The sequence below is a fragment of the Marinobacter qingdaonensis genome (genome assembly GCF_034555935.1).
Taxonomy (GTDB): domain Bacteria; phylum Pseudomonadota; class Gammaproteobacteria; order Pseudomonadales; family Oleiphilaceae; genus Marinobacter; species Marinobacter qingdaonensis.
Genome location: NZ_JAYDCJ010000003.1, coordinates 57,192 through 83,073, shown reverse-complemented (window position 1 = coordinate 83,073; position 25,882 = coordinate 57,192). Strand labels below are relative to the sequence as shown.

Sequence of the window (25,882 nt, the reverse complement as noted above, 5' to 3'; positions counted from 1 at the left end):
TAAATTTTTTTGCGTTGGCAACTGGTTAACTGAGCTGGATCAGACCGCTTCTTCGCCGGTTTCGCCTGTCCGGATCCGGATGGCTTGCTCCAGTTCGGTCACGAAGATCTTGCCGTCGCCGATCTTGCCGGTGTTGGCCGCCTTGGTGATGGACTCGATAACCTGGTCGAGCAGGTTGTCGCCAATGGCCACTTCCACCTTGACCTTGGGCAGGAAGTCAACGACATACTCTGCGCCCCGGTAGAGCTCGGTGTGGCCCTTCTGTCGACCAAAGCCTTTGACTTCGGTGACGGTAACGCCTTGAACGCCAATCTCGGATAGTGCCTCACGGACATCATCCAACTTGAAAGGCTTGATGATCGCTGTCACAAGTTTCATTGCTTTCTCCTTGGTAAAGCCGTCTCAACGTCTGGACTCGTTGGTCCGCGGTTAAGGTCGGGATGCTGCTACCTCGCACACCAATTGTGCGGATTGCGTACGAGGGCTTTAGCATCGGGTATGCCAACGCAAAAAAATGCAAGCATAACATATGGTTAGGTATTGCCTGTCCCAGATTGGAGCAAAACCGTGCACCAAAACGGGGCTTTGCGCCCGCAAATGAGCCAAATTGGAGCGGGCTCAAGCGGGCGGCAACGGTCATTATACGGCCGTCGCGGTACAGTATGGCAGGGCCGCGTGTGTGTTACACTCCCGCAACCGGTTGACGGCCCAGTTCTTTGGTCGAAACCCGTCTTTATTTGAGCCAGAGAGGTGATGCGTGAAAGGTCCGCAGGATATTTTTGCCCAGTTGCAGGGCCAGTTTGGCCAGTTTGTCCCGGATATGGCCCGTGCGGCCCGCGAGGATTTTGAGACCCAGGCCCGGGCCACGGTCATGGCCGTGCTGGCCAAGCTGGAGCTGGTCACCCGGGAGGAATTCGATGGCCAGCAGGCGGTGCTGCTGAAAACCCGGGAGAAGGTCGAGGCACTGGAACAGCGGGTGGCCGAGCTGGAGCAGAAGCTGCAGCAGAAATAAAAAAGCCGCGTCAGATAAACGAGTAGCGGGCCAGGCAGGAAGCCGGGCCCGGTCGCCCACAGCGGCGCCCGAACCTCACCAACGTACCACGGAAGGTAGTCATGCTTGCCATTGTCCATTCCCGCGCCAGTGTCGGGGTCGCCGCACCGGCGGTAACCGTTGAAGTCCACCTGTCCGGCGGCTTACCCGCCCTGTCCATCGTCGGCCTGCCGGAAACCGGCGTGCGCGAGGCCCGGGAACGGGTGCGCAGCGCCCTGCTCAACGCCGGTTTCGAGTTTCCCGCCCGCCGCATCACCATCAATCTGGCGCCGGCCGACCTGCCGAAAGAGGGCGGTCGGTTCGATCTGCCCATTGCCCTGGGTATCCTGGCGGCCTCCGGCCAGCTCCCGGGTGAGGCCCTGGACCGGCACGAATTCGTTGGCGAACTGTCCCTGGACGGTGCCCTGCGCCCGCTGACTGGCGTATTGCCCGCGGTCCTGGCCGCCCGGGACGCCGGTCGGACCCTGCTGGTGCCCCAGGCCAACGCCGCCGAGGCCGCACTGGCCAGCCGCGACGACGTGCTGGCCGCCAGTCACCTGCTGGCGGTGTGTGAGCACCTGGCGCAGCGGGCCCGGCTGGTGCCTTTGGCCCGGGGCGCCGGGGCGCCGGAGCCGGGGGCAGAGCTGCTGGATCTGGCCGACATTCGCGGTCAACACGTGCCCCGGCGGGCCCTGGAAGTCGCTGCCGCGGGCCAGCACAATCTGCTGCTGTTTGGCCCGCCCGGGACCGGCAAGAGCATGCTGGCGAGCCGTTTGCCGGGGATTCTGCCAGCGCTGGCAGACGACGCCGCCATGGAAGTGGCCAGCGTTTATTCGGTGGCGGGCCAGGCCATGGCAGCCAGCGGCTGGCACCGGCCGCCATTCCGGGCGCCCCATCACACGGCCTCCGCGATCGCCATGGTTGGTGGCGGCAGCCACCCCCGCCCGGGCGAGATCTCCCTGGCGCACCAGGGCGTATTGTTTTTGGACGAGTTGCCGGAATTCGAGCGCCGGGTCCTGGAGGTCCTGCGCGAGCCCATGGAATCCGGGGAAATCGCGATCAGCCGGGCCGCCCGTCAGGTCCGGTTTCCGGCCCGGTTCCAGGTGGTCGCCGCGATGAACCCCTGCCCCTGTGGCTATCACGGCCATCCCAGCATCGAATGCCAGTGCGCGCCCCAGCAGGTGCTCCGCTACCGGGCCCGGATTTCCGGGCCGCTGCTGGACCGGTTTGATCTACACGTGGAGGTGCCGGTGCAGGGTGGGGAGGTGCTGATGCAGTCGGGGTCGGCCGGGGAGTCGAGTGCTGTGGTGGCCGAGCGGGTGAACCTGGCCCGTTCGCGTCAGACCCGGCGGGGCGGCGCCAACGCCAGCCTGGCCGGGCGGCATCTGGAGCGCGCCTGTGCCCTGGACACCGAGGGCCAGCGCCTGCTGACCGGGGCCATGGACAGGCTGGGGCTGTCGGCGCGGGCGCTGCACCGGATTCTTCGGGTCGCCCGGACCCTGGCCGACCTGGAGGGCAGCGGTCCGGTCGGTCAGGGCCATCTGGTCGAGGCCCTGGGTTATCGCCAGCTCGACCGGCAACAGGGCCGCAACGCCCTGGTGTCTTCGTGACCGGGCCGACTCTGGTAAACTTAGGCCCGTTTCCCGTTCAATCAGACCCGCAGTCCGCGGTTGAGGATGACAGATGACCGATCAGAAAGACCCGAACGCCTCGAAAGACACCGGGCCGGAGTCGCCGGTGACCACCCGTCGGGGCATTCGCAGTTTTGTCCTGCGCCAGGGCCGGATGACCGAGGGCCAGAAAAAAGCCTACGAGCGGAGCTGGCCGGTCTACGGTCTGACCCGTGAGCACGGCATGATCGATCCCCGTGAGGTGTTCGGGCGCGAGGCGATGCTCAACCTGGAAATCGGTTTCGGCATGGGCAAGTCGCTGGCCGACATGGCCGAGGCCGCGCCGGAGCAGGACTTCATCGGGGTTGAGGTGCATCTGCCGGGCGTGGGTGCCCTGCTCAAGGAAGTGGAGGATCGCGGGCTGGAAAACGTCCGGGTCTACAGCATCGACGCCAATGACGTGATCGACCTGTGCCTGCCGGACGCCTGCCTGGATCGGGTCATGGTGTTCTTCCCCGACCCCTGGCACAAGAAGCGTCACCACAAGCGTCGCCTGATCCAGCCCGAATTTGTCCAGCGCATCCGCCACAAGCTGCGGGTCGGCGGTATCCTGCATCTGGCCACGGACTGGGAAAACTACTCCGAGCACATGATGGAGGTCATGTCCGACGCCGAAGGCTTTGCCAATACCGAGGCGGCCGGCGAGTTCTCACCCCGGCCGGATGACCGTCCCATCACCAAGTTCGAGAAACGGGGCGAGCGCCTGGGGCACGGCGTTTGGGATCTGCTGTTCCACCGCACCAATTGACGTCTGGCGAACCGGGCTAGCCGTGCGCCAGCGGGTGCCGGCGCGCCGCCCGGACCACCACCAGGCCGGCCAGGCCCAGGGTCAGGCCGGTGTATTTCACCAGGGCGCAAATGGTGGCCGACAGGCTGGTCAGGTCGGTGGGCGGGTTGAAGTTGTTCAGCAGCAGGATGTTTTCGCCCACGTCGCTCAGGCCGGCGGCCACGAACAGCGCCCTGATCCAGCGGGCCACCATGCGCTCGCGCACCCCCGGCCGATCCCGCACCAAGTGGCGGGTCAGCAGGATCAGCGCAAGCACGTAGGTGGGAATGAACAGGAAGTCCAGCCACAGCGACACCTGGGCCCAGAACTGGCCGTCCGCGCGCCAGCTGCGGAGAATGGCGTGGGCCTGATCGGCGGTGCCGGCCATCTGGAAGCTGACGATGCCCTGTGGGGCGGAGCCGGTCTGCAGTGGCTGGTTGACCAGCACCAGCACCAGGAACAGGGCCGCGCTGGCAATCAGGGTGACGCGCAGGCGCTTCGGCAGTTCGGCGAGTTCTTTGCCCCAGTCCATTACAGGAATCGCTCCAACAGGCTGTTCAGGTAGCGCTGGCCCAGGTCCGTGGCCTGGATACGGTGCTGCTCCAGCAGCTTCTCGTCACGCAGCTCCTCAAGTTTTACCGCAACTGACGACAGGGGTAAACCTGTTCGCTCCTGAAACAGCCGTTCCTCGACGCCGTCGGTCAGGCGCAGGGCGTTCATCAGAAACTCCAGTGGCAGGTCGTCCACCGCAATGACTTCGCTGCCCGCGGTGCGGCTACCGATGCGGTTCAGGTAGGCCTCGGGCTGGCGGGTTTTCCAGTAGCGCCGGATCTGGCCATCGGCCTGGCTGACCTTGCCGTGGCCGCCGGCGCCCAAGGCCAGGTAGTCGCCAAAGGTCCAGTAGTTCAGGTTGTGCCGGGACGCCCGCCCCGGCTGGCTCCAGGCCGACACCTCGTAATCCCGGAAGCCGTGGCGGTGCAGCAGGTCGCGGCCTGAACGGTAGATCTCCCAGAGCCGGTCGTCGTCCGGCAGATCGGGCGGACGACTGTAGAATTCGGTGTTGGGCTCCAGGGTGAGCTGATACCAGGACAGGTGCGGTGGCTTGTGGCCGAGCGCCGCCTCCAGATCCGCCAGGGCGTCCGCCGGGCTTTGTTCCGGCAGGCCGTGCATCAGGTCGACGTTGAAGTTGTCAAAGCCGGCCTGGCGCGCGGTCTCAATCGCCCGGTGAGCGGCGGCGCTGTCGTGAATGCGTCCCAGGGTGCTCAGGTGCCGGGCGTTGAAGCTCTGGACGCCAATGGACAGCCGGTTGATGCCGGCCTCGCGAAAGGCCTCGAACCGGCCTTCCTCAAGGGTGCCCGGGTTGGCTTCCAGGGTGATCTCGGCGTCCGGGGTCAGGTTCAGCCGGGCCCGCAGTTCCCGGAACAGGCTGCGATAGAAGCCGCCGCTCATCAGCGACGGGGTGCCGCCGCCAATAAACACGGTCTCGATGGACCGGGATCCGGTCAGGGCAAGGTCCTGGTCCAGGTCTTCCAGCATAGCCTGCAAGTACGCCGTTTCCGGAATTTCCCCCTTCACCGCGTGGGAATTGAAGTCGCAGTACGGGCACTTGCGCACGCACCAGGGCACGTGCAGGTACAGGCTCAGGGGCGGTCGGACCGCCACGGTCGGGGCGGTCATGGGTTCAGGCTCCGGACGGCAGTTGCTGGGTCAGCAGGCGAAGGGCGCGGCCCCGGTGGCTGATCCGGCTTTTGTCGGCCCGGGACAGCTCGGCCGCACTGCAGTCGTGCTCGGGGACCCAGAACACCGGGTCGTAGCCGAAGCCGGCGTCGCCGGCCGGTGCGGTCAGGATGGCGCCGGGCCAGCGACCGTGGCAAATGATGGGGGTCGGGTCATCGGCGTGGCGCAGGTACACCAGCACACAGTGAAATTGCGCGCCGCGCTGGCCCTCCGGGACCTCGGCCATGGCGGCCAGCAGGGCGTCGATGTTGTCGCGGTCACTGGCCTGGTCGCCGGCATAGCGGGCCGAACGCACGCCCGGTTGCCCGTCCAGGGCGTCAACCGCCAGGCCGCTGTCGTCCGCCAGGGCCGGTAGGCCGGTGCTGCGGGCCGCGTGGCGGGCTTTGAGCAGGGCGTTCTCGACAAAGGTGACCGCGGGCTCTTCGGCCTCACTGACGCCCAGTTCACCCTGAGCCACCGGCTGCATGCCAAGCGGCGCCAGCAGTTCGGTCAGTTCGGCAATTTTGCCCCGGTTGTTGCTGGCGATTACGAGTCGGTCGGTCATGGGCAGTGTCAGTCGCTGAACAGTGTGTGGGCGAAACGGATCGGCAGGTCCTGTTGGGCGCCGGTGGGGCGGGCGGTGATGTTGAACGTCATCAACTCGGCCGAGCTGTATTGGTACTCGGCGATGAAGTACACCGCATCCCCCTCCTGAATACGGCGGAACGCCAGGAACCGGACCTGCTGGATGTCGTTGGTGACCTTGCCTTCCACCTGACCGCCGACCGGCGTCAGAGTTCCGTCCTCGTTTTCCTTCATGATCGCGATGTTGATCACGCCGATACCCTTGCTGCGCTGCAGGCCGTTGGCCTGGGCCACTTCCGGCGCGAGGAAGGTGCTCGGCAATACGCTCCAGTGCACCCGGTACTCGCCGAAGTCCTTGTTGCCGGCGGCCTGGGCCTGGGCGGCAAAGACCAGCCACAGCAGGACAAGAGTAAGACGTTGGAGGCTTTGGGTGTTCATTGCTCGGTCTCCCGTGTGATTCGGTAAATGGCAATCTCTCCCAACAGATTAGGCCAGAGTCGCGCCAGCCAGCTATTCTGGTGCTGGCCATCGACCACCCGCCGGCTCTTGATGCGAATGCCTTTCTGCCGGCACAGGGCCTCGAAATCCTTGAAGGTGCACAGCCGGATGTTGGGGGTGTTGTACCACTTATACGGAAGCGCCTCGGATTCGGGCATGCGACCGCTCAGGGCCAACCCCCAACGCAGGCGCCAGTGGGCGAAGTTGGGGAAGGTGACAATGCCTTCGCGCCCGACCCGCAGCATTTCATCCAACACCTTGTCGGGCCGGCGCACGGCCTGGAGTGCCTGGGTCATCAGCACGGTATCGAAGCTGCCGTCGTCGAAATTGCCCAGGCCCTGGGTGTCCAGGTTCTGCTCGATCACCGCCACGCCCTTGCCCATGCAGGTGGTGATGTGGTCCGGGTTGATCTCGAGGCCAAAACCGCTGGCGCCCCGCTCCCGCTGCAGGTAGTCGAGCAGGGTGCCGTCGCCGCAGCCGAGGTCAAGCACGTGGAAGCCGGGTTTGATCCACTGCTGGATGATGTCCAGATCCGGTCTCATGCGCCCACCTCCCTGGCGACCCGGGCCATGTAAGCGGTGAAGATGTCGGTGTACCTGGGGGTCGGAATCAGGAAGGCATCGTGGCCCCAGGGCGCATCGATCTCGGAATAGCTGACCTTCTTGCGGGCGGCAATCATGGCGTTGACCATCTCCTCCGAACGGGCCGGGGTAAAGCGCCAGTCGGTGCTGAACGACAGGACCAGGAATTCGCACTGGGCCCCGGCCAGAGCCCTGGACAGGTCGCCGCCGTAATCGTAGGCGGGATCGAAATAGTCCAGCGCCCGGGTCATCAGCAGGTAGGTGTTGGCGTCAAAGGATTCCGAAAAACGCTCGCCCTGGTAGCGCAGGTAGCTTTCGACCTGGAACTCGGCGTCGTACCCGAACTTGTAGGCCTGGTCCCGCAGTTCCCGGCCGAATTTCTCGCCCATGGAGGCGTCCGACAGGTAGGTGATGTGCCCGACCATGCGCGCCAACATCAGGCCCCGGCGCGGCACCACCTCGTCGTCGTAATAGCGGCCGTCGTGGAACTCCCGGTCCGAGGTGATGGCCTGCCGGGCCACCTCGTTGAAGGCGATGTTCTGGGCGGTCAGCCGGGGAGTGGAGGCAATCACCACCGCGTGCTTCAGCCGGTCCGGGTAATCCAGACTCCACTGCAGCGCTTGCATACCGCCCAGGGAACCGCCCACCACCGCGGCCCAGCACTGGATGCCGAGCCGGTCCGCCAGCAGCGCCTGGCTCTTGACCCAGTCACCGACGGTGATCACCGGGAACTCCGGGCCGTAGGGTTTGCCGGTGGCCGGGTTGGTACTGTTCGGGCCGGTGCTGCCGTGACAGCCGCCCAGGTTGTTCAGGCTGACCACAAAGAAGCGGTTGGTGTCGATGGGTTTGCCGGGGCCGATGCAGCTGTCCCACCAGCCGGGCTTGCGGTCGTCCTTGCTATGGTAGCCGGCGGCGTGATGGTGGCCGCTCAGGGCATGGCAAATGAGCACGGCGTTGCTGGCGTCCGCGTTCAGGGTGCCGTAGGTCTCGACCACCAGGTCGTAGCTGTCCAGCGCCTGACCGCAGGCCAGGTCGATGGGGGTGTCAAAATGGTACGTCTGCGGGGAAACAATCCCGACAGAATCCGCAGGCAGGGAATCGGGCATTGGCGCGACAGGTTCCTGGTTCGGTCCGTGAGTGTCTGGGACAGCAACGACAGAGCCATTGCCAGCCCAGCAGTTTAAAGCCGGGCCGGCATGGCTGCAACTGGCCGCGTCGAGGCCTGGTCGGGGCTCAGAGCGCCCCGGAGATGTTGACCACTTTCTGCTGGATCAGGGTCGGAGCCGGTTTCCGGATCTGGCGCTGCATGGCATCGGCCAGTTCCAGCTGGCGTTCCAGGTCGGCAATGGTGTTCTGCAGCCGTACGCGCTCGGCCCGACTGTCCCGATCGTTGCGCACCATGTCGCGCAGCCGGCGGATCTGGTGTTCCAGCAGCTGCTTTTGTTCCATGGAGTACTGCATGATCGGCAGCAGCGCTTCCTGGGGCCAGCGCTCGACGTCAGCGCGCACCCGGGCGTGCAGGGTGCGGGCCTCGCCCACCATCACATTGAAGAAGCGGCGGACCAGCAGCGATTGCTCGGTCAGCAGGTTCTTGGGGCTGATCCGGAATCGACGCGCCTTCTTGCGCAGCTCGCGGATGGCGATGACGTGCCGGCCGGCGCGCAGCGGAATCGGCTCCAGGTGGCGGGCCCGGGTGTCCTCGTTGTAGCGGCGGTAGATGGCGGCCACCATCTTTTCCGCCAGGTGGCCTTCACTCATCAGGTTGGTGAGGTCGCTCTCCAGCAGCTCGAAGAAGCGGTCCATTGCCCGGTTCATGCCGGCGGTGGTCCAGCTCTTGGACATGGATTCGCGAATGCGGCTGGCGTGGGCCTCGAACTTGGCCTCACTCACCAGCTGTTTCAGCATCTCGCCCTGGGAGTCCATCAGCCGTCGGCTCGAGCGCAGGGTGATGAGTTTCTTGTAGTAGAAGTCGTAGTCTTTCTGGGCTCGCTCGGCGAGTTTGCCCAGGGCGGCCTTGTCCAGACTGGTGCCGGAACAGGCGGTCAGCTCCTCCTGCAGCGCCTCCAGCCGGATCTGCATCGCGGCCTGGCTGTTCTGCAGCATGCCCAGCAGGTCATTGATCAGGCTCTGGGTGATCAGCTGTTCCTTGTGCATCAGGATGCGCTGGATGATCAGCTGCTCCAGCCGGCCAATGTTGGAGCGCTCGAACAGCGGCTCGTCCTTGCGCACCCGGGCCAGCAGGCCCTGCTTGGCGGACAGCGGAATGACGTCGTGCTGGCGGATACCGAGGTGGTCGGCGGTGTAGGTGCGGACCCGCTCGATGGCGTCCTGGGTGTGCTTGTCGCCCTGCAGGTCGTCCCAGAGCACGTCGATCTTGTTGAGCACGGCAAAGCGGCCGGCCCGGTGGTCGGCGTGCTCGGTGTCGATGTGATCCTTCCAGATAGTCATGTCACTGGCGGTGACGCCGGTGTCGGCGCTGAGCACGAAGATCACCGCGTGGGCACGGGGCAGCATGCTGATGGTCAGCTCCGGCTCGGAGCCAAGGGCGTTCAGGCCCGGGGTATCCAGGATGCGCAGCCCGCGTTCGAACAGCGGGTGGCGGATGCTGATTTGGGCGTTGCGCCAGGCCGGGACCAGCACGTTGCCGGGGTTGTTGCGGTCGATCTCCAGCATGTCCTCGTCGAAGCCGAGGCCGCGCGCCTCGTCCGGCGGCACGCTCTTGACCCGGGCCACTTCCGCCAGCACCTCGCGCATGACCTCCGGGTCGCGCTCATCCAGTTCGTGCTTGACCCAGCGTTCCGGCTGCTTGCGCAGCTGCTGCAGCGACAGGTCGCCGGTACGGGTCTCGATCGGCAGCAACAGGAGGTAGTTCTGGTTGGCGCTGCGGTCGAAGAACAGTTCGGTAGGGCACATGGTGGTGCGCCCGGCCTGGGACGGCAGCATGCGCTGGCCGTAATCGGAAAAGAACAGCGCGTTGATCAGTTCGGTCTTGCCGCGGGAGTATTCGCCGACAAAGGCGATGGTCAGCTCGTCCTCGACCAGCAGTTCCAGCCCGTGACGAATGCGGGTGCTGACGTCGTCGGAGAACAGATTGTTGTCCTGGAGCCACAGCCGGTACCGTCCGATCTGCCGGATCAGTTCCTTCTTCCAGTTATGGTACGCCTCTACCTGCTGCGACAGAGTTCCCTGTTGATTCATTGGACTTTCCTTCTGCGCGACTTCCGGGTGCGTGGGGCAAAATCCTCCCAAGCGACGGATTACTAACCGGTAATAGTATCCTGTTCCCCGGAGCTGTGAAGCCGAGCGGGTCGCAGACTGTCGTCAAGATGGTCAGGCGGGCATAAAAAAGCGCTGCAAAATCAATGTGATGATCCTGCAGCGCCGGTTATTTTTGGGGTAAAGAGAACTGTTACCGATTGTATCGGTGAGATCTGGTTTACAGTCCGAGGCCGATGGAGCCCAGTCCGGCGGCCATTTTCATGTGCTCGATGACCACGGAAATCACGTTCAGGATCAGGAACACGATGATCGGGGACAGGTCCAGGCCGCCCATGGACGGCATGATGTTGCGGACCGGGCGCATCACCGGCTCGGTGATCTGGGCGACCAGCTGAATGGCCGGGTGGCCGCTGCCGGGCGCGATCCAGCTGACCACCACCACCGCGATCACCGACCAGAAGTAGATCTTGACGATCAGGTCCAGCACGTTCAGCACCGCCCAGACCAGCAGAGTGATCGGGTTGAACGCCGGAATGCCGCCGTTCAGGGTGATCAGGATCAGGAAGAAGGTCAGCGCCTGGATCGCGATGGCCAGCACCAGCGAGGCGCCGTCGACCCCGCCCCAGCCGGGGATGACCCGGCGCAGCGGGCGCAGCGGCGGATTGGTCGCCTTGACCACGAACTGGGAGATCGGGTTGTAGAAATCGGCTCGGGCCAACTGCAGCAGAAAACGCAGCAGCACGATGGTCATGTAAAAGGTGGATGCAATGAGCAGGATCGTAATGAGGATTTCTGCCAGCATGAAGCCGTGTCTCCGTTATCGGTTACTGTTTGCCGGCCAGTTCTTTGGCCATTTCTTCCGAGCGCTTGAACGCGGCGCCATAGGCTTTCTGCACCAGATCGCGCAGGCCGCCCTCCTCAAAGGTGTTGATGGCCTGCTCGGTGGTGCCGCCGGGAGACATGACGTTGCGCTTGAGCTGGCCGGGGTCGTGTTCGCTGCGGGCGGCCATCTCGGCGGCACCGGCCATGGTCTGGATCGCCAGTTCACGGGCGGTGTCCGGGGCAATGCCGGCCTCGGTGGCGGCCGCTTCCAGGGCTTCCAGCATCAGGAAGAAGTAGGCGGGGCCGCTACCGGAGAGGGCAGTCACCCCGTGCAGCAGGTTTTCATCCTCGACCCACAGGGCCGAGCCGATGCTTTCGAACACCGACTGGACCATGGTCTTCTGCGCCTCTTTTACCTGGGCGTTGGCAAACAGCCCGGCCGCGCCCTTGCCCACGAGGGAGGGCGTGTTGGGCATGACCCGGACCAGCGGCAGGCCGCCGGCCAGCCACTCATCCAGGGTGTCGACGGTCAGGCCCGCGGCGATGGAGACCATCAGCGGACGGGTGTTCTGAACCACCGGAGCGATGTCGCGGCAGACATCGGCCATCACCTGGGGCTTGACCGCCAGGACCACCATGTCGGCCTGTTGCGCGCAGTAGCGGTTGTCAGTGGTGACGCTCACCCCGAACTTCTTGCGGATGGACTGCAGGTGACCATCGTCCGGGGCGCTGACCCAGATGTCAGCGGCCTTATAGCCGCTGTCCAGCATACCGCCAATGATGGCGCTGGCCATGTTGCCGGCGCCAATGAATGAAATGGTTGGTGATGTGCTCAAGGTTCACTCCAACGGTTGATCGGTTAAACGTCCGGACCTGATCATAGCAGGATCCGGTGGCTTCAGCTCTTCGGAGGGCGGGGGCCGAACACGTCGGTGCCGACCCGAACCCAGGTCGCGCCTTCGGCAATGGCCAGTTCCAGGTCGCCGGACATGCCCATGGACAGGGTGTCCAGCGGCCCGGCGTCCGGATGCTGGGCTTTCAGCTCGTGCAGGGTCCGGGCCAGCTTGCGGAAACTCAGGCGCAGGTCCGCCTCCGGCTGATCCGGGTCGGGGATGGCCATGAGCCCGCGCAGGGACAGATTGGGCAGCTCGCCAATGGCGGCCACCAGGTCGGGCAGCTCGTCCAGGCCACAGCCGGCCTTGCTGTCCTCTTCATTGATGTTGACCTGCAGGCAGATGTTCAGCGGGCCCAGGGCCGGGGCGCGCTGTTCGCTCAGGCGTCGGGCGATTTTCAGGCGATCAACGCTGTGCACCCAGCTGAATCCGGCGGCGATCTGGCGGGTCTTGTTGGACTGGATCGGGCCAATGAAGTGCCAGTCGATGTCGGCTTCGTCGGCCAGGGCATCGATCTTGTCCAGCGCCTCCTGCAGGTAGTTTTCACCGAAGGCTTTCTGGCCGGCGGCGATCGCCGCTCGAAGGTCGTCGGCCGAACGGGTCTTGCTGACTGCCAACAGGCGCACAGAGCCGGCACCGCGGCCGGCCTGCAATGTTGCTTTTTGTATGCGTCGGGTTACGCTCCCGATGTTGTCTGCTATGCTGCTCATAGTGTGAGATCGCCACGTCCGGTCCGTCACCAATAGGGTGACACGTTACCCGCAGGTCACTGAAATGCCAAGTGAACCGCGCCGGGAAATCCGCCGGGCCCAGGCTTCCGGGATAAAAGAAAAAGCCTTCCGAGGATTCCTATGGATATTACTGAACTGCTTGCCTTCTCGGCCAAACAGGGTGCGTCCGACTTGCACCTGTCTGCCGGTCTGCCGCCGATGATTCGTGTCGACGGCGATGTCCGCCGCATCAACCTGCCCCCCATGGAGCACAAAGAAGTGCACGGGTTGATCTACGACATCATGAACGACAAGCAGCGCAAGGATTACGAGGAATTCCTGGAAACCGACTTCTCGTTCGAAGTGCCCGGGGTGGCCCGTTTCCGGGTCAACGCCTTCAACCAGAACCGTGGCGCCGGCGCGGTGTTCCGGACCATCCCGTCCAAGGTGCTGACCATGGAAGACCTGGGCATGGGCCAGGTGTTCAAGGACATTTCCTCGGTGCCCCGGGGCCTGGTGCTGGTGACCGGTCCGACCGGTTCCGGTAAGTCCACCACCCTGGCGGCGATGATGGACTACATCAACGACTCCCGCTACGAGCACATCCTGACCATCGAAGACCCGATCGAATTCGTGCACGAGTCCAAGAAATGCCTGGTGAACCAGCGGGAAGTGCACCGGGACACCCTGGGCTTCAACGAAGCCCTGCGCTCGGCGCTGCGGGAAGACCCCGACATCATCCTGGTGGGCGAGCTGCGGGACCTGGAAACCATCCGCCTGGCGCTCACCGCCGCGGAAACCGGTCACCTGGTGTTCGGCACCCTGCACACCACCTCCGCGGCCAAGACCATCGACCGGGTGGTGGACGTCTTCCCCGCGGAAGAGAAGTCCATGGTCCGCTCGATGCTGTCCGAATCCCTGCAGGCGGTCATCTCCCAGACCCTGATGAAGAAGATGGGCGGTGGCCGGATTGCTGCCCACGAGATCATGATCGGCACCGCCGCCATCCGGAACCTGATCCGGGAAGACAAGATCGCCCAGATGTACTCCGCCATCCAGACCGGTGGCTCCCTGGGCATGCAGACCCTGGATCAGTGCCTGGAGCGGTTGCTGCAGAAAGGGCTCATTTCCCGTGAAGCGGCCCGGGCCAAGGCCAAGATGCCGGACAACTTCTGATCGGCGACTAACAAGACGCAAGAATCCGCACAGGTGCTCCTATGGAATTTGAAAAGCTGCTCCGTCTGATGGTTGAGAAAGGCGGCTCGGATCTGTTCATCACCGCCGGTGTACCGCCGAGCATGAAGGTCAATGGCAAGGTCCTGCCGGTCACCAAGAACGCCCTGACCCCGGAGCAGACCCGCGAATTCGTGTATGGTGCCATGAACGACAAGCAGCGGGCCGAGTTCGAGGACAGCCACGAGTGCAACTTTGCCATCAGCGCCCGGGGGGTTGGCCGGTTCCGGGTCAGCGCCTTCTTCCAGCGCAACCTGTGCGGCATGGTATTGCGTCGCATCGAGGTGAAGATCCCGCAGATCGACGACCTGGCGTTGCCGGACGTGATCAAGGATCTGGCCATGACCAAGCGGGGCCTGATCATGTTCGTGGGCGCCACCGGCACCGGTAAGTCGACCTCGCTGGCGGCCATGCTGGGGCACCGCAATCGCAACAGCCGTGGCCACATCATTTCCATCGAGGATCCGATCGAATTCATTCACCAGCACCACGGCTGCATCGTGACCCAGCGAGAAGTGGGCATTGATACCGAAAGCTTCGAGGTGGCGCTGAAGAACACCCTGCGTCAGGCCCCGGATGTGATCCTGATCGGTGAGGTCCGGACCCGCCAGACCATGGAGTACTCGGTGCAGTTCGCTGAGACCGGCCACCTGTGTCTGGCCACCCTGCACGCCAACAACGCCAACCAGGCGCTGGACCGGATTATCCAGTTCTTTCCGCCGGAGCAGCACAACCAGATCTGGATGGACCTGTCCCTGAACCTCAAGGCCATCGTGGCCCAGCAGCTGGTGCCGACGCCGGACGGCAAGGGCCGCAAGGCGGTCATCGAGGTGTTGGTCAACACCCCGCTGGTGGCCGACATGATCCGCAAGGGCGAGGTGCACAAGCTCAAGGAGCTGATGTCCAAGTCCAATGAATCCGGCATGCAGACCTTCGATCAGGCCCTGTACAAGCTCTACGCCGAAGGCTCCATCACCTACGAGGACGCCCTGGCTCACGCCGACTCGGCCAACGACCTGCGCCTGATGATCAAGCTCGGCGCCGACGCCCAGGGTGCCGATCAGCTGTCATCGACGGTGGACCGGCTGTCGATCCAGGACGATTAAACTAAGGTCGTAGTTGGTTAGCATAACTAACTGATAGATTTGGCATTTGAGGCCAATCCCCCGTGCTGCGTATACTCCGCGCCGATTTTACTAGGAGATACCTGCACATGAGATCCTCACTGCTTGCCCGAGCCATCCGGGTCACCACACTGGCGGCCTTGTCGGCCCCCGCCAGCCTGCTCGCCGGTGGCTTTGCCCTGAACGAGCAAAGCGCCAGTGCCATGGGCGCCGCCAACGCCGGCGCCGCGGCCAATCCGGAGAATGCCACCACCGTCCTGTTCAACCCCGCCGGCATGAGCCAGCTGTCCGGGACCAACATCTCGTTTGGCGCCTCCGTTCTGGATATCGATGCCGAGGCCAAGCGCGACAGCATTGCCACCACCCGCCAGGATCCAACCGTGCCGGTCCAGCCCGCCTCCAACGGCGGCGATATCGCCGACCCGGCGGTGCTGCCCAATTTCTACCTGACCCACGAGGTTAACGACTCGGTGGATGTCGGTTTCGGTATCCACGCGCCTTATGGCCTGGCGGCGGATTACGACAACGAATTTGCCGGCCGCTTCTTTGCCGACAAGACCGAGCTCACCGCCATTGCCTTCACGCCGTCGATCGCCATCAGTAATGGTTCCGGCCTGTCCATGGGCGCGGGGCTGAGCATCATCTACGCCGAGGGGCGCCTGTCCCGCTACCAGGATCTGAGTGGCACCGCAGGCGCGGCGGCCCTGGCCCTGCCTGAGCCCTACGCGGACATCGAGGGGGACGACGTGGGCGTGACCTTACGGGTCGGGTTCCTGTACGAGCTGTCCAACCGCACCCAGTTCGGGCTGACGGCCCAGACCGGCACCGAGTTGAACCTGAAAGGCGACGCGGAAATCAGCAACACCCCGGTGCCACCCACCTTCACGCAGACCACCACCCTGAACGAGAAGGTGAGGGTGCCCCTGGCGATTCCGGAGAGCATCACCTTCGGTGCCCGGCACCGTCTGACCGACACCGTCACCGTCCTGGCCGGGGCCACCTACGCGAAGTGGGGGCGTTTCGAGGAGCTGGATATCATCAGCCGGGAGGCCAATGGCGAGGTGACCCGGTCGCCCGAGCCCGGAGCCTACCTCACCCACATTACCGAACGCTGGAAGAACACCTGGCAGTTCAACCTGGGGGGTATCTGGCAGGCCAGCCCGGAGTGGGCGTTCAAGGCCGGGTACGCCTGGGACGAGTCGCCGGTGGACCAGTACGTCACCGCCCGGATCCCGTCCGAGGACCGGCATTGGTTGACGCTGGGGACCCAGTGGCGTGACCTGCGCAATGGCTGGACCGTAGACGCGGCGGTGGGCACGTTGATATTCGCCGACGATGCCGAGGTGAACGATCGGGAATACACCCACCAGAACCCGACCGAGCCGGCGACAGCGGCCAACTACCGGGGTTCCTACGAACTGAGTGCCTGGAGTGCCTCCGTCCAGGTCAGCAAGGCCTTCTGATCCTGCCTCAGGCTGACCGGCGTGCGTCGGTCAGCCAACCACCTGGCCGCGATAGATCACCTTTTTCTTGCGCGGCGAGGTTTCCTCTCCCAGGGCCTCGGTCTGTTTGACCGGCCGGTCGTCCTCGACAATTTCCTGGCCGCGGTACATGCGCTTCTGGGGTTGGTCCGCTTCCGGCGCGACGCTGGCCTCCGGCAATTGTGGGACCTGCGCCCGTAGCGCCTCCCAGGTGCGGGTCAAATGACTGGAGCGCGTCTTGTGCGCGTAGTCGGCCAGCTGCTGTTCCAGATGCTCTTCGGTAAGGTGCAGTTTGACCCCGAACTCGGAGTGGATCAGGCGCCGGCACTGGTGTACCAGTTTGAGCAGGCCCGGGTCCAGCAACCAGCTTCGTTCAGATGCCAGGGATGTCATGATGTCGGCCTCGCAGTGGGTGTCACAACCTGGCAGCGGCTCCAGCGATTCGGTGGAGGGCTGCCGACGGTGAAACCTGTGCGAATATCGTGCCGCTTCGGGCCGGCTCTGCGGCTTCGCCCATGGGCTGCGGTCTGGGCCGCAGGCGGACTATCGGCCAGTGGCGCCAGGGGACCGTGTCACGCCTTCAAACGGTGCGTATTCGGGACGAATGCCCCGTTTTGGTGGGCGCGGCATCGCCCGAGCCGATGCCGCGGATCCGGGGGTGGATTAGTGAGCCTGATCCCAATTGTCGCCGACGCCGGCTTCCACCAGCAGGGGGACGTCAAGCTCGGCGGCCGCGGACATGCGCTGGATCAGGCCGTCGCGAATCCGGTCCACGGCCGATTCCTTGACCTCGAGAATCAGTTCGTCGTGGACCTGCATGGTCATGCGGGCCTCGTCCGCGTGTTCCTTCAATAGCCAGGCCTCCACGTCGATCATGGCCCGCTTGATGATGTCCGCCGCAGTTCCCTGCATGGGCGCATTGATGGCCGTGCGTTCGGCCGCCTGCTGCATCTGCTTGTTGCGGGCGTTGATCTCGGGCAGGTACAGGCGCCGGCCGAACAGGGTTTCCACGTAGCCGTCGTCGTGGGCCTGTTTGCGGATGTTGTCCATGTACTTGAGTACGCCCGGGTAGCGGTCGAAATAGCGGTCGATGTACTCCTGAGCCACCTTGCGTTCCACGTCCAGCTGACGGGACAGGCCAAACGCGGACATGCCGTAGATGAGCCCGAAGTTGATGGCCTTGGCGCTGCGGCGCTGGTCGGCTGAGACCTCGTCGACGCTGACGCCGAAGACTTCCGCGGCGGTGGCCCGGTGGATGTCCTCGCCCTTTTCAAAGGCGGTCAGCAGGCCCTTGTCACCGGACAGGTGGGCCATGATCCGCAGCTCGATCTGGGAATAGTCGGCCGCCACCAGCTTGTAGCCGTCCGGGGCGACGAAGGCCTGACGGATGCGCCGGCCCTGTTCGCTGCGGATGGGGATGTTCTGCAGGTTGGGTTCGGACGAGGACAGCCGGCCAGTGGCGGTCACCGCCTGATGGTAGGAGGTATGGACCCGGCCGGTGCGATGGCTGATCAGCTCCGGCAGGGTGTCGGTGTAGGTCGACTTGAGCTTGCTCAGGCTGCGGTGTTCCAGGATCAGCCGAGGCAACTCGTGGTCATGGGCCAGTTCCTGCAGCACCGGTTCCGCGGTCGACGGTGCCCCTTTCGGCGTCTTCTTGATCACCGGCAGGCCCATCTTCTCGTAGAAAATGCTCTGCAGTTGCTTGGGAGAGCCCAGGTTGAAGGTCTCGCCCGCCACTTCGTGCGCTTCCTGTTCCAGCTCGGCCATGCGTTCGGCCAATTCCTGGCTGTGCCGGCGCAGGGTGCTGGCATTGATCAGCGCGCCCCGCTGTTCCATGCGCGACAGCACCGGCACCAGCGGCAGGTCGATGTCCCGATACACCGAGGCCAGGCGCCCGGTCTGCTCCAGCAGCGGCTTCAGGGTCTGGTGTAGGCGCAGGGTGATGTCGGCGTCCTCGGCCGCGTAGGGGCCGGCTTTTTCCAGTTCGATCTGGTTGAAGGTCAGCTGCTTGGCGCCCTTGCCGGCGATGGATTCGAAGGTGATGGTGGTCTCATCCAGGTACTGGCGGGCCAGGCTGTCCATGTCGTGGCGGCTGGCCACGGAGTTGAGCACGTAGGACTCGAGCATGGTGTCTTCGGCAATGCCCTCCAGGGTGATGCCATGGTTGGCGAGCACGTTCTTGTCGTACTTCAGATTCTGCCCGACCTTGGCCTGCTCCGGATCCTCAAGCAGCGGTTTGAGCTGGTTCAGCACCGCGTCGCGGTCCAGCTGCTCGGGCGCGCCCATGTAGTCGTGGGCCAGGGGCACATACGCGGCCTCGCCCGGTTCGATGGCGAACGACACCCCGACAATTTCGGCCTCGCTGTAGCGCAGGCTGGTGGTTTCGGTATCGAAGGCGAACAGGGGCGCCTGCTTCAGTCGGGCCAGCCAGTCGTCCAGCTCCTGCTGGTCGGTGATCACCGAGTATTGCTTTTCCACCGGCGCCTTGGCGGGGGTGTCACTGCTCGCGCTGTCGCTGGCACCGGCGTCCTTATCGTCACCGGCTTCCAGTTCCGCAATCCAGGTCCGGAACTCATACTCCCGGAACAGTTCCAGCAACTGGCTGTCGTCCTGCTCCCGGTGCTGGAGGTCTTCCAGGCCAAACTCCAGTTCGACGTCGGTCTTGATGGTGGCCAGTTCCCGGCTCAGGGGCAGGGTGTCGGTTGCCTCCCGAAGGTATTCCCCGATCTTGCCTTTGATCTCATCGGCGTGGGCCATCACAGTGTCCAGGTCCTGATAGCTTTCCAGCCACTTCACCGCGGTCTTCGGGCCGCACTTGTTGACGCCCGGGATGTTGTCGACCTTGTCGCCGACCAGGGCCAGGTAGTCAATGATCTGCTCCGGCGTGACCCCGAACTTGTCGATGACGCCGGCGCGGTCCATACGGGTTTCGGTCATGGTGTTGATCAGGGTGACGTGGTCGCTGACCAGCTGGGCCATGTCCTTGTCGCCGGTGGAGACCACCACGTCGATGCCCTTGCTGGTGGCCTCATGGGCCAGGGTGCCGATGACGTCGTCGGCCTCGACCCCGGGTACGATCAGCAGCGGCAGGCCCATGGCCTTGACGATCTCGTGAATCGGCTCGATCTGGCTGCCCAGGTCTTCCGGCATGGGCGGCCGGTTGGCCTTGTACTCCTCGTACATGTCATGTCGGAAGGTCTTGCCCTTGGCATCGAACACCACCACCATCTTGGAACCCGGAAAGTCCTGTTCCAGTCGGCGCAGCATGCTGATCACGCCCTTGATGGCGCCGGTCGGCTGGTTCTTGCTGGTGGTGAGTGGCGGCAGCGCGTGGTAGGCGCGAAAAAGGTAGGACGAACCGTCCACAAGAACCACGGGTGGGGTCTTTTGATCAGTCATGTCTCAGCGGGTCCGGATTCTGATTGAAGCGTGGGTTGGCTTATGCAACTCTGTAAGGAATTCGAATGGCATGAGGGTACCACGAATATGAAACGATTCGCCTGTTCGGCGGCCGCGCTGCTGGCCTGCTACTCGGTGGCGGTGTTCGCCCAGCAAGACGGTGCCCTGGACGAAACCCTGGTGGAAACGCCGGACGAACCGGTGGTAATTTCCGATTACCAGCCCACCAGTGAAGGCCCGCAAATCGTCATTCGCCCGGGCGAGCGGGAAGTGTTCTACGAGTATCGGGTCAATGGCCAGTTGATGGAAATCAAGGTCGTGCCCGAGGCCGGTCCGGAATACTACCTGGTGCCATCGGACGGCGGCGGCTGGATTCGGGAGGCCGAGTCCGAGATGCTCATCCCCAGTTGGGTGCTGTTCCGCTGGTAGGTTCGGGTCGGTATAACTGCGTACCGGACGGATCCCGGCTTTTAGTATGAACATTCTAATTTTTACCCGTACCTTGAGAGTCGAAATTCAGACAAGGCCAGTGTTGTCACGCTTGGCCGCTGGACGAAATGCTTTCAGCAAACCTCAGGAGAAGAGACATGGGTAAACTTAAGTCATACCAGGAGCAGATTCAGGAAGTCGTCGAGAAGGGCATCAACGCAGCGGAAGAGCAGCAGAAGAAGCTGGCTTCCAAGCCGTTCGACTACGCCGAGAAGCTGGAAACCGAAGCGCGTGAATACAGCGTCAAGAACCTGCGCAAGGCCTACAACGGCTACAGCGAGAACCTGTTCGAGCAGCTGCGCAGCCTGAACACCCGTTTCGGCAGCTTTGCTTCCGACCTGGTGGCCAAGCTGGAAAAAGAAGCGGCTGAAACCGTTGCCGAGACCGCTGACGAAGTGACCAGCGTTGCTCAGAGCGCCAAGGCCTCCGCAACGGCCAAGAAGCCGGCTGCCCGCAAGACGACTGCGCGCAAGAGCACGGCTTCTGCCAAGAAGTCCACGGCTTCTGCCTAAGGCCTGAGTGCCAGCCAGTCGTTGGCCGGCACCAGCAAAAAGGCGGTGGTTTTCCAACCACCGCCTTTTTTGTGGCCAGCCGGTCAGTCGCTGCTGAGGGTGTCCAGGGTGATGGTCCGGGGTTTGCCGGTTACCTCTTCGAGCCGTTCGATGTCGGCTTCGAAGCCGGCCTTCAGCTCGTTGATTTCCCGGGTCTGAATGCTGATTTCCCGCTCCAGGTCCCGAATCTGGGACTCCAGGCGCCGGATTTTCTCCAGGGTGGCGTCGGGAATGGTGCGGCCGGCCCGTTCCATATCGGCGGCCCGGCTCTGTTCGCTGTCGAGCTGGCTGGAAATCACCGAGATGTTGCCGCGCTTGAGCTGAATCAGCCCTTCCAGTTCACGGATCTTGCGGTGCATGGCGCGTACCGCCTGGTCCGGGTGGCTGTAGCGTTTCAGCAACTGGCGGTCCTGTTCCTGTTGCCGTTCGAGTGCTTTCTGACGCTGCTTCTCGGCTTCGCGGGCGGCAAGTTCTTCTTCGGTGGGCGCCGGGGCCACGGTTTCAACAACCCGGCCGCTGTTGTTGAGGATGTCGTAACCGCGTTTGGTGGCTTCCTGGGGAATGGTGTTGCTGATCACCAACCGGCCATTGTCGTCCTTGTACCGGTACATGCCCGCCTCGGCCGTCGCGGCTACGCCGATGACCGCAGCGAGAACGGCAGCTCGGAAACAGACTGGGCGGTTGGTCATTGATCAGACTCCGAATCGATCCCGGTACTTGGCAACGTTTTCGGCATGGCCGGCAAAGTCAGGGTTGGCCTTGAGGTAGTCGAGCACCTGCTCCAGACGGATGATGCTCACGACCGGAATGCCGAATTCCTGTTCCACTTCCTGGATGGCGGACAGCTCGCCGTTGCCCTTTTCCTGGCGATCCAGGGCGATCAGCACACCGGCAGGCTCGGCGCCGGCCGCACGAATCAGGTCAATGGACTCGCGAATGGCGGTACCGGCAGTGATAACGTCATCCACGATCAGCACCTTGCCCTGCAGCGGTGCACCGACAATGTTGCCACCCTCGCCATGATCTTTCTTTTCCTTGCGGTTAAAGGCAAACGGTTTGCTGTTACCGTCTGTAGCCAGCGCCATGGCGGTCACGGTGGCCAACGGAATGCCCTTATAGGCAGGTCCGAAAATGATGTCATAATTGAGACCGCTGCGTTCTATGGCGGCGGCATAAGCCTTGCTTAGCTGAAGTAGATCGTCGCCAGTGTTGAACAGCCCAGCGTTAAAAAAATACGGGCTGGTGCGGCCGGATTTGAGCGTAAATTCACCAAATCGCAGGACGTTCCGGCGGATGGCAAAGTCGATGAAATTTTGCTGATAGTCGTGCATGACAAGGCTTCTGGCGGGTGTGGATCTTTAATTAGTGCGTAAAAACGGTATCATACACACAAACCGAATCAGGGAACACGTATGCGGGTAGTTTCAATCAGTGTCAATGGGCTCGCCCAAGCCGTTGACAAGGGATTCTTCAACTGGCTGGCCGACCAGGATGCGGACGTTGTCTGCGTCCAGGATCACCGCATGCGCGCCTACGAAATCGAGGACTACAACCTCATCCCCGAGGGCTACGAAGCCTACTTCATCGATGGTGAGAAAAACGAGGACGGCGGCGTGGGCATCTACACCCGTCACTTTCCCAAAGCCATCATGTACGGTTTCGCCAACGAGCAGGCGGACCGGGAAGGGCGCTTTATCCAGGCCGATTTCGACAAGGTGTCGGTCGCCTGTGTGCTGGCGCCCTGCGCCCTCGGTCGGGAAGAAGAGCTGCTGGGCGAGGACGACCTGACGGTACTCGACCACAAGGATGAGTTCCTGGACGGTTTCGGCCTGCACATGCAGAAAACCCTGCGCAAGCGGCGTCAGTTCATTTTCTGCGCCAACCTGCAGACCGCCCATCACGTGACCGACGCCAGCCCCCTGTACCACAAGCACGACTTTTCCGGATTCCTGCCCCATGAGCGGGCATGGCTGGACCGCCTGTTCGATGAAATGGGCTGTGTCGATGCCTTCCGTGAGATCAACAAGCAGAGCAATCAGTTTACCTGGTGGCCGGAGCAGGCCGAGGGTGCTCGCCGCAGTGCGGGTATTCGGGTGGACTACCAGCTGCTGACCCCGGGTATTCGCAATACTATCCGGGACGGCTGGATTGATGGCTCAAGCCGGTTTTCCGATCACGCACCGGTGATCATGGATTACGACATCGACATCGGTTTTTAACAACAGCCATCCATGGCCTCCGACATTCTGGGGCGTGGCATCGCCGCCACCGCCCAGATTGGTCTGTAACGTCGCTTAGCCTTCCAGTGCCGCTTTCTGGATCTCAAACAGTTGCTCAATACCCTGTTTGGCCAAATCCAGCATGCTGTCCAGCTCTTCCTTCACGAATGGTGCACCTTCCGCGGTGCCCTGGATTTCGATAAAACCGCCTTGGTCGGTCATGATCACGTTCATGTCGGTTTCGGCTTCGGAGTCTTCCGGGTAGTCCAGGTCGACCACCGGGGTGCCCTTGTAGACGCCAACCGACAGGGCCGCGACCATCTGCTTCAGCGGTGATTTCTTCAGGCGCTTTTCCGCCACCAGGTGGTTCAGGGCATCCACCAGGGCCACGCAGCCACCGGTGATGGCCGCGGTGCGGGTGCCGCCATCGGCCTGGATGACGTCGCAATCGATGGTGATGCTGTGCTCGCCCAGTTCGCTGAGGTCAACCGCAGCCCGCAGGGACCGGCCAATCAGGCGCTGGATTTCCACAGTGCGGCCACCCTGTTTGCCGCGGGCCGCTTCGCGTCCCATGCGGCTGCCGGTGGAGCGGGGCAGCATGCCGTATTCGGCGGTAATCCAGCCTTTGCCTTCGCCACGCAGGAACGGCGGGACCTTGTTCTCGACGGAGGCGGTGCAGATGACCTTGGTGTCACCGAATTCCACCAGGACCGACCCTTCGGCATGGCGGGTGTAGTTCCGGGTGATTCGAATGTCTCTGGGTTGCTCGGGCGTTCTGCCGCTTGGTCGCATAGTCATTCCTGAAGTCTTGGATGGGTGTCCGGGCACAGGCCCGGGTGACTTGTTGAAAGGCTGGCGAGTATAACACGTCGTTCAAGGCTCGCTGTGTTCGTCCTGGGTGGCGCTCGCCGTTGGCGATTGCAGCCTGTTAAACTCCAAGCATTACCATCAGCCAGAACGGAGTTGCCATGATCCGAAGCATGACGGCATTCGCCCGCAAGGATGCCCAGGGAGACTGGGGGTCACTGACCTGTGAGGTTCGTACGGTCAATCACCGGTACCTGGAACCGTCGTTCCGATTGCCGGACGCCCTGCGCGAACTCGAGACCGGCTTGCGCGATGCGTTACGTGGCCGCCTGAAGCGGGGCAAGGTGGATGTGTCGATGCGCCTGCAGCTGGCGGAGAACAGCGGGCAGCGTTTCGAGATCAGCGACGAGGTTGCCAAGGCGGTGAATGAGGCCGCCAATCACGTGAACCGGATTCTCGATAACCCGGCCCACATCAGCGCCCTGGATATCCTGCGCTGGCCCGGGGTGTTGTCGGTGCCGGAGCAGGACTTCGGGCCGGTGCGCTCAGCGGCAACGCAGCTGTTTGAGGACGTGGTTGCCGAGCTGGTCGTGGTGCGCGAGCGCGAGGGCGAACGCCTGCGGCCGCTGTTCGAGGAGCGTCTGACCGCCATGACCGGTCTGGTGTCGGAGGTGCGTACGCTGATGCCGGATCTGCTGACCGCCCAGGAGCAGAATCTACGGAGCCGGTTCGAAAAAGCCCAGGTGGAGCTGGAGCCGGAACGGGTTGCCCAGGAGATGGTGTTGCTGGCCCAGAAGAGCGATGTGGCAGAGGAGCTGGATCGGCTGTCGGCGCACATCACCGAGGTTACCGACACCCTGCAGAGCGATGAGCCGATCGGCCGCCGACTGGATTTCCTGATGCAGGAGCTGAACCGGGAGGCGAACACGCTCAGCAGTAAAAGCATCGATGCCCGGGTGACCCGGGCGGCGGTGGACCTGAAGGTGCTGATCGAGCAGATGCGGGAGCAGGTGCAGAATCTGGAGTGAGGTGCGCGTCCGAGGCGAAGCCCGTATAATCCGGCGCATTCCGGGCGCGGGTCCACGCCGCCGCCCTCCGAATACACGCAGGTTGGAGTTGTTAGTTCATGAACCAGGCAGTTGAACGGGGTACGCTGTTCGTCATCTCCGCGCCCTCGGGCGCCGGTAAGACCAGCCTTGTGGCAGCCATGCTGCGCAATGACGAAAAGCTTGGGGTGTCGGTATCCCACACCACCCGGCCGATGCGCGAGGGTGAGCAGGATGGCGTGAACTATCACTTCGTCAGCCGGGATGCCTTTGAAGCCATGATTGGCCAGGGCGACTTCCTCGAACACGCCGACGTTTTCGGCAATTACTACGGCACCTCCCACAGCTGGGTACGCGACACGCTCGCCGGCGGCCAGGATGTGATCCTGGAAATCGACTGGCAGGGCGCGGAGCAGGTGCGCCGGTTGATGCCCGAGTGCGTCGGCATCTTTATCGTGCCGCCGTCGCCGGAGGTGCTGCGGGAGCGCCTGGTGGGGCGGGGCACCGACAAGCCGGAGGTGGTCGAGCGCCGCCTGGCCGAGGCCGCGGAAGAGTGCCGGCATGCGCTGGAATTCGACTACCTGGTGGTCAACGACCAGTTCGAGGTGGCGCTGGCGGATCTGCTGGCCATTGTGCGCAGTCAGCGCCTGCGGGTCGCGGTCCAGCAGGACCGTCACGGCGCCCTGCTGGCGGGCCTGTCCCGCTAGCCGGAATCGCGCTCGGTACTGTATACAAATTGAGCCGGCCGCAGTAAACTACGCGGTCTGCTGAATCAGTCATTTTATTTTCGGGGAAGTTATGGCACGAGTTACCGTTGAAGATTGTCTGGAAAACGTTGATAACCGCTTCCAGTTGGTGATGCTGGCTACCAAGCGTGCCCGTCAACTGGCGACCAAAGGCGCCGAACCGATGGTGGCCGAAGAGAACGACAAGCCCACCGTTATCGCCCTGCGCGAAATCGCCGAAGGCAAGGTCGGTCGCGACCTGCTGCAGGAAGACGACGACGAGTGACGGCTATGCGGGTACAAGTACGTACCCGTTCT

At 63.4% G+C, this 25,882-nt stretch carries 28 protein-coding genes; 12 read left to right on the top strand and 16 right to left on the bottom strand.

The window, feature by feature from the left end:
- Positions 1 to 39: 39 nt before the first annotated feature.
- Positions 40 to 378, bottom strand: a complete 339-nt coding sequence (gene glnK, locus U5822_RS03675) for a P-II family nitrogen regulator (RefSeq protein WP_004578958.1) — start codon at positions 376 to 378, stop codon at positions 40 to 42.
- Between the two features lie 379 nt (positions 379 to 757).
- On the opposite strand from glnK, the gene U5822_RS03670 reads away from it, so the two are divergent.
- The 3 genes from U5822_RS03670 (at position 758) to trmB (ending at position 3,448) form a co-directional block, all read left to right on the top strand.
- Positions 758 to 1,012, top strand: a complete 255-nt coding sequence (locus U5822_RS03670; protein ID WP_322854274.1) for an accessory factor UbiK family protein — start codon at positions 758 to 760, stop codon at positions 1,010 to 1,012.
- Between the two features lie 101 nt (positions 1,013 to 1,113).
- Entirely contained in the window at positions 1,114 to 2,640 is a 1,527-nt protein-coding gene (locus tag U5822_RS03665) for a YifB family Mg chelatase-like AAA ATPase (protein WP_322854273.1), read from the top strand.
- A 73-nt stretch (positions 2,641 to 2,713) separates the two neighbouring features.
- On the top strand, positions 2,714 to 3,448 hold the full coding sequence (trmB, locus tag U5822_RS03660) for a tRNA (guanosine(46)-N7)-methyltransferase TrmB (protein ID WP_322854272.1): 735 nt from the start codon (positions 2,714 to 2,716) through the stop codon (positions 3,446 to 3,448).
- Positions 3,449 to 3,464: 16 nt separating this feature from the next.
- On the opposite strand, the gene U5822_RS03655 is transcribed toward trmB, so the two are convergent.
- From U5822_RS03655 to U5822_RS03610, 10 genes are all read right to left on the bottom strand, one after another.
- Positions 3,465 to 3,998 (bottom strand): hypothetical protein, encoded by a 534-nt coding sequence (locus tag U5822_RS03655; RefSeq protein ID WP_322854271.1) that lies wholly within the window; start codon positions 3,996 to 3,998, stop codon positions 3,465 to 3,467.
- Positions 3,998 to 5,143: a radical SAM family heme chaperone HemW gene (hemW, locus tag U5822_RS03650; RefSeq protein ID WP_322854270.1), complete on the bottom strand. Its 1,146-nt coding sequence runs from the start codon at positions 5,141 to 5,143 to the stop codon at positions 3,998 to 4,000. The genes U5822_RS03655 and hemW overlap by 1 nt, the downstream gene beginning before the upstream one ends.
- A gap of 4 nt (positions 5,144 to 5,147) precedes the next feature.
- Positions 5,148 to 5,747, bottom strand: coding sequence for an RdgB/HAM1 family non-canonical purine NTP pyrophosphatase (gene rdgB, locus U5822_RS03645; protein WP_322854269.1), 600 nt, complete (start codon positions 5,745 to 5,747; stop codon positions 5,148 to 5,150).
- 8 nt (positions 5,748 to 5,755) lie between these two features.
- Positions 5,756 to 6,205 carry a DUF4426 domain-containing protein gene (locus U5822_RS03640; RefSeq protein WP_322854268.1) on the bottom strand — a complete coding sequence of 150 codons (450 nt, stop codon included), beginning with the start codon at positions 6,203 to 6,205 and terminating at the stop codon, positions 5,756 to 5,758.
- A complete protein-coding gene (gene metW / locus U5822_RS03635) occupies positions 6,202 to 6,807 on the bottom strand; it encodes a methionine biosynthesis protein MetW (protein ID WP_322854267.1) in 606 nt (201 codons plus the stop codon). Before metW ends, U5822_RS03640 begins: the two co-directional genes overlap by 4 nt.
- Entirely contained in the window at positions 6,804 to 7,952 is a 1,149-nt protein-coding gene (metX, locus tag U5822_RS03630; RefSeq protein WP_322854266.1) for a homoserine O-succinyltransferase MetX, read from the bottom strand. Before metX ends, metW begins: the two co-directional genes overlap by 4 nt.
- Positions 7,953 to 8,079: 127 nt before the next feature.
- Complete coding sequence (locus tag U5822_RS03625) at positions 8,080 to 10,044, bottom strand: dynamin family protein (protein WP_322854265.1); 1,965 nt, start codon at positions 10,042 to 10,044, stop codon at positions 8,080 to 8,082.
- A gap of 238 nt (positions 10,045 to 10,282) precedes the next feature.
- Positions 10,283 to 10,867: a YggT family protein gene (locus tag U5822_RS03620; protein ID WP_322854264.1), complete on the bottom strand. Its 585-nt coding sequence runs from the start codon at positions 10,865 to 10,867 to the stop codon at positions 10,283 to 10,285.
- A 22-nt stretch (positions 10,868 to 10,889) separates the two neighbouring features.
- On the bottom strand, positions 10,890 to 11,723 hold the full coding sequence (gene proC, locus U5822_RS03615) for a pyrroline-5-carboxylate reductase (protein WP_322854263.1): 834 nt from the start codon (positions 11,721 to 11,723) through the stop codon (positions 10,890 to 10,892).
- A gap of 62 nt (positions 11,724 to 11,785) precedes the next feature.
- Positions 11,786 to 12,490, bottom strand: a complete 705-nt coding sequence (locus tag U5822_RS03610) for a YggS family pyridoxal phosphate-dependent enzyme (protein WP_322854262.1) — start codon at positions 12,488 to 12,490, stop codon at positions 11,786 to 11,788.
- Between the two features lie 141 nt (positions 12,491 to 12,631).
- Between U5822_RS03610 and U5822_RS03605 the strand changes: the two genes are divergently transcribed.
- The 3 genes from U5822_RS03605 (at position 12,632) to U5822_RS03595 (ending at position 16,310) form a co-directional block, all read left to right on the top strand.
- Entirely contained in the window at positions 12,632 to 13,666 is a 1,035-nt protein-coding gene (locus U5822_RS03605) for a type IV pilus twitching motility protein PilT (protein ID WP_322854261.1), read from the top strand.
- 41 nt (positions 13,667 to 13,707) lie between these two features.
- Positions 13,708 to 14,829, top strand: a complete 1,122-nt coding sequence (locus U5822_RS03600; protein ID WP_322854260.1) for a PilT/PilU family type 4a pilus ATPase — start codon at positions 13,708 to 13,710, stop codon at positions 14,827 to 14,829.
- 107 nt (positions 14,830 to 14,936) lie between these two features.
- The gene (locus tag U5822_RS03595) at positions 14,937 to 16,310 is read left to right on the top strand and encodes an OmpP1/FadL family transporter (protein ID WP_322854259.1); all 1,374 of its coding nucleotides are present in this window, start codon (positions 14,937 to 14,939) and stop codon (positions 16,308 to 16,310) included.
- Between the two features lie 30 nt (positions 16,311 to 16,340).
- Here U5822_RS03595 and U5822_RS03590 read toward each other — a convergent pair whose 3' ends face one another.
- Complete coding sequence (locus tag U5822_RS03590; protein WP_322854258.1) at positions 16,341 to 16,721, bottom strand: hypothetical protein; 381 nt, start codon at positions 16,719 to 16,721, stop codon at positions 16,341 to 16,343.
- Between the two features lie 270 nt (positions 16,722 to 16,991).
- A complete protein-coding gene (polA, locus tag U5822_RS03585; protein ID WP_322854257.1) occupies positions 16,992 to 19,727 on the bottom strand; it encodes a DNA polymerase I in 2,736 nt (911 codons plus the stop codon).
- A gap of 87 nt (positions 19,728 to 19,814) precedes the next feature.
- Between polA and U5822_RS03580 the strand changes: the two genes are divergently transcribed.
- Entirely contained in the window at positions 19,815 to 20,156 is a 342-nt protein-coding gene (locus tag U5822_RS03580) for a DUF2782 domain-containing protein (protein WP_322854256.1), read from the top strand.
- A gap of 158 nt (positions 20,157 to 20,314) precedes the next feature.
- Entirely contained in the window at positions 20,315 to 20,728 is a 414-nt protein-coding gene (locus U5822_RS03575) for a hypothetical protein (protein WP_322854255.1), read from the top strand.
- A gap of 83 nt (positions 20,729 to 20,811) precedes the next feature.
- Here the strand turns inward: U5822_RS03575 and U5822_RS03570 are convergent, their stop codons facing one another.
- The gene (locus tag U5822_RS03570) at positions 20,812 to 21,456 is read right to left on the bottom strand and encodes a DUF4124 domain-containing protein (protein ID WP_322854254.1); all 645 of its coding nucleotides are present in this window, start codon (positions 21,454 to 21,456) and stop codon (positions 20,812 to 20,814) included.
- 3 nt (positions 21,457 to 21,459) lie between these two features.
- Positions 21,460 to 22,098 (bottom strand): orotate phosphoribosyltransferase, encoded by a 639-nt coding sequence (pyrE, locus tag U5822_RS03565; RefSeq protein ID WP_322854253.1) that lies wholly within the window; start codon positions 22,096 to 22,098, stop codon positions 21,460 to 21,462.
- 81 nt (positions 22,099 to 22,179) lie between these two features.
- On the opposite strand from pyrE, the gene U5822_RS03560 reads away from it, so the two are divergent.
- Positions 22,180 to 22,986, top strand: a complete 807-nt coding sequence (locus U5822_RS03560) for an exodeoxyribonuclease III (RefSeq protein WP_322854252.1) — start codon at positions 22,180 to 22,182, stop codon at positions 22,984 to 22,986.
- Between the two features lie 75 nt (positions 22,987 to 23,061).
- Here the strand turns inward: U5822_RS03560 and rph are convergent, their stop codons facing one another.
- On the bottom strand, positions 23,062 to 23,778 hold the full coding sequence (gene rph, locus U5822_RS03555) for a ribonuclease PH (protein WP_322854251.1): 717 nt from the start codon (positions 23,776 to 23,778) through the stop codon (positions 23,062 to 23,064).
- Between the two features lie 176 nt (positions 23,779 to 23,954).
- On the opposite strand from rph, the gene U5822_RS03550 reads away from it, so the two are divergent.
- The 3 genes from U5822_RS03550 (at position 23,955) to rpoZ (ending at position 25,850) form a co-directional block, all read left to right on the top strand.
- A complete protein-coding gene (locus tag U5822_RS03550) occupies positions 23,955 to 24,821 on the top strand; it encodes a YicC/YloC family endoribonuclease (protein ID WP_322854250.1) in 867 nt (288 codons plus the stop codon).
- A gap of 98 nt (positions 24,822 to 24,919) precedes the next feature.
- Positions 24,920 to 25,546, top strand: a complete 627-nt coding sequence (gene gmk, locus U5822_RS03545; RefSeq protein ID WP_322854249.1) for a guanylate kinase — start codon at positions 24,920 to 24,922, stop codon at positions 25,544 to 25,546.
- A 91-nt stretch (positions 25,547 to 25,637) separates the two neighbouring features.
- The gene (rpoZ, locus tag U5822_RS03540) at positions 25,638 to 25,850 is read left to right on the top strand and encodes a DNA-directed RNA polymerase subunit omega (RefSeq protein ID WP_322854248.1); all 213 of its coding nucleotides are present in this window, start codon (positions 25,638 to 25,640) and stop codon (positions 25,848 to 25,850) included.
- The last annotated feature ends 32 nt before the right edge of the window (positions 25,851 to 25,882 follow it).

Coding starts and splice junctions, on each gene's coding strand:
- U5822_RS03570 (WP_322854254.1), bottom strand. CDS start 21,456: ATGACCAACCGCCCAGTCTGTTTCCGAGCTGCCGTTCTCGCTGCGGTC.
- U5822_RS03595 (WP_322854259.1), top strand. CDS start 14,937: ATGAGATCCTCACTGCTTGCCCGAGCCATCCGGGTCACCACACTGGCG.
- polA (WP_322854257.1), bottom strand. CDS start 19,727: ATGACTGATCAAAAGACCCCACCCGTGGTTCTTGTGGACGGTTCGTCC.
- U5822_RS03605 (WP_322854261.1), top strand. CDS start 12,632: ATGGATATTACTGAACTGCTTGCCTTCTCGGCCAAACAGGGTGCGTCC.
- gmk (WP_322854249.1), top strand. CDS start 24,920: ATGAACCAGGCAGTTGAACGGGGTACGCTGTTCGTCATCTCCGCGCCC.
- metW (WP_322854267.1), bottom strand. CDS start 6,807: ATGAGACCGGATCTGGACATCATCCAGCAGTGGATCAAACCCGGCTTC.
- metX (WP_322854266.1), bottom strand. CDS start 7,952: ATGCCCGATTCCCTGCCTGCGGATTCTGTCGGGATTGTTTCCCCGCAG.
- rdgB (WP_322854269.1), bottom strand. CDS start 5,747: ATGACCGACCGACTCGTAATCGCCAGCAACAACCGGGGCAAAATTGCC.
- hemW (WP_322854270.1), bottom strand. CDS start 5,143: ATGACCGCCCCGACCGTGGCGGTCCGACCGCCCCTGAGCCTGTACCTG.
- U5822_RS03625 (WP_322854265.1), bottom strand. CDS start 10,044: ATGAATCAACAGGGAACTCTGTCGCAGCAGGTAGAGGCGTACCATAAC.
- U5822_RS03640 (WP_322854268.1), bottom strand. CDS start 6,205: ATGAACACCCAAAGCCTCCAACGTCTTACTCTTGTCCTGCTGTGGCTG.
- rpoZ (WP_322854248.1), top strand. CDS start 25,638: ATGGCACGAGTTACCGTTGAAGATTGTCTGGAAAACGTTGATAACCGC.
- pyrE (WP_322854253.1), bottom strand. CDS start 22,098: ATGCACGACTATCAGCAAAATTTCATCGACTTTGCCATCCGCCGGAAC.
- U5822_RS03560 (WP_322854252.1), top strand. CDS start 22,180: ATGCGGGTAGTTTCAATCAGTGTCAATGGGCTCGCCCAAGCCGTTGAC.
- U5822_RS03620 (WP_322854264.1), bottom strand. CDS start 10,867: ATGCTGGCAGAAATCCTCATTACGATCCTGCTCATTGCATCCACCTTT.
- U5822_RS03610 (WP_322854262.1), bottom strand. CDS start 12,490: ATGAGCAGCATAGCAGACAACATCGGGAGCGTAACCCGACGCATACAA.
- U5822_RS03590 (WP_322854258.1), bottom strand. CDS start 16,721: ATGACATCCCTGGCATCTGAACGAAGCTGGTTGCTGGACCCGGGCCTG.
- U5822_RS03575 (WP_322854255.1), top strand. CDS start 20,315: ATGGGTAAACTTAAGTCATACCAGGAGCAGATTCAGGAAGTCGTCGAG.
- U5822_RS03550 (WP_322854250.1), top strand. CDS start 23,955: ATGATCCGAAGCATGACGGCATTCGCCCGCAAGGATGCCCAGGGAGAC.
- glnK (WP_004578958.1), bottom strand. CDS start 378: ATGAAACTTGTGACAGCGATCATCAAGCCTTTCAAGTTGGATGATGTC.
- rph (WP_322854251.1), bottom strand. CDS start 23,778: ATGCGACCAAGCGGCAGAACGCCCGAGCAACCCAGAGACATTCGAATC.
- U5822_RS03665 (WP_322854273.1), top strand. CDS start 1,114: ATGCTTGCCATTGTCCATTCCCGCGCCAGTGTCGGGGTCGCCGCACCG.
- trmB (WP_322854272.1), top strand. CDS start 2,714: ATGACCGATCAGAAAGACCCGAACGCCTCGAAAGACACCGGGCCGGAG.
- U5822_RS03600 (WP_322854260.1), top strand. CDS start 13,708: ATGGAATTTGAAAAGCTGCTCCGTCTGATGGTTGAGAAAGGCGGCTCG.
- U5822_RS03580 (WP_322854256.1), top strand. CDS start 19,815: ATGAAACGATTCGCCTGTTCGGCGGCCGCGCTGCTGGCCTGCTACTCG.
- U5822_RS03655 (WP_322854271.1), bottom strand. CDS start 3,998: ATGGACTGGGGCAAAGAACTCGCCGAACTGCCGAAGCGCCTGCGCGTC.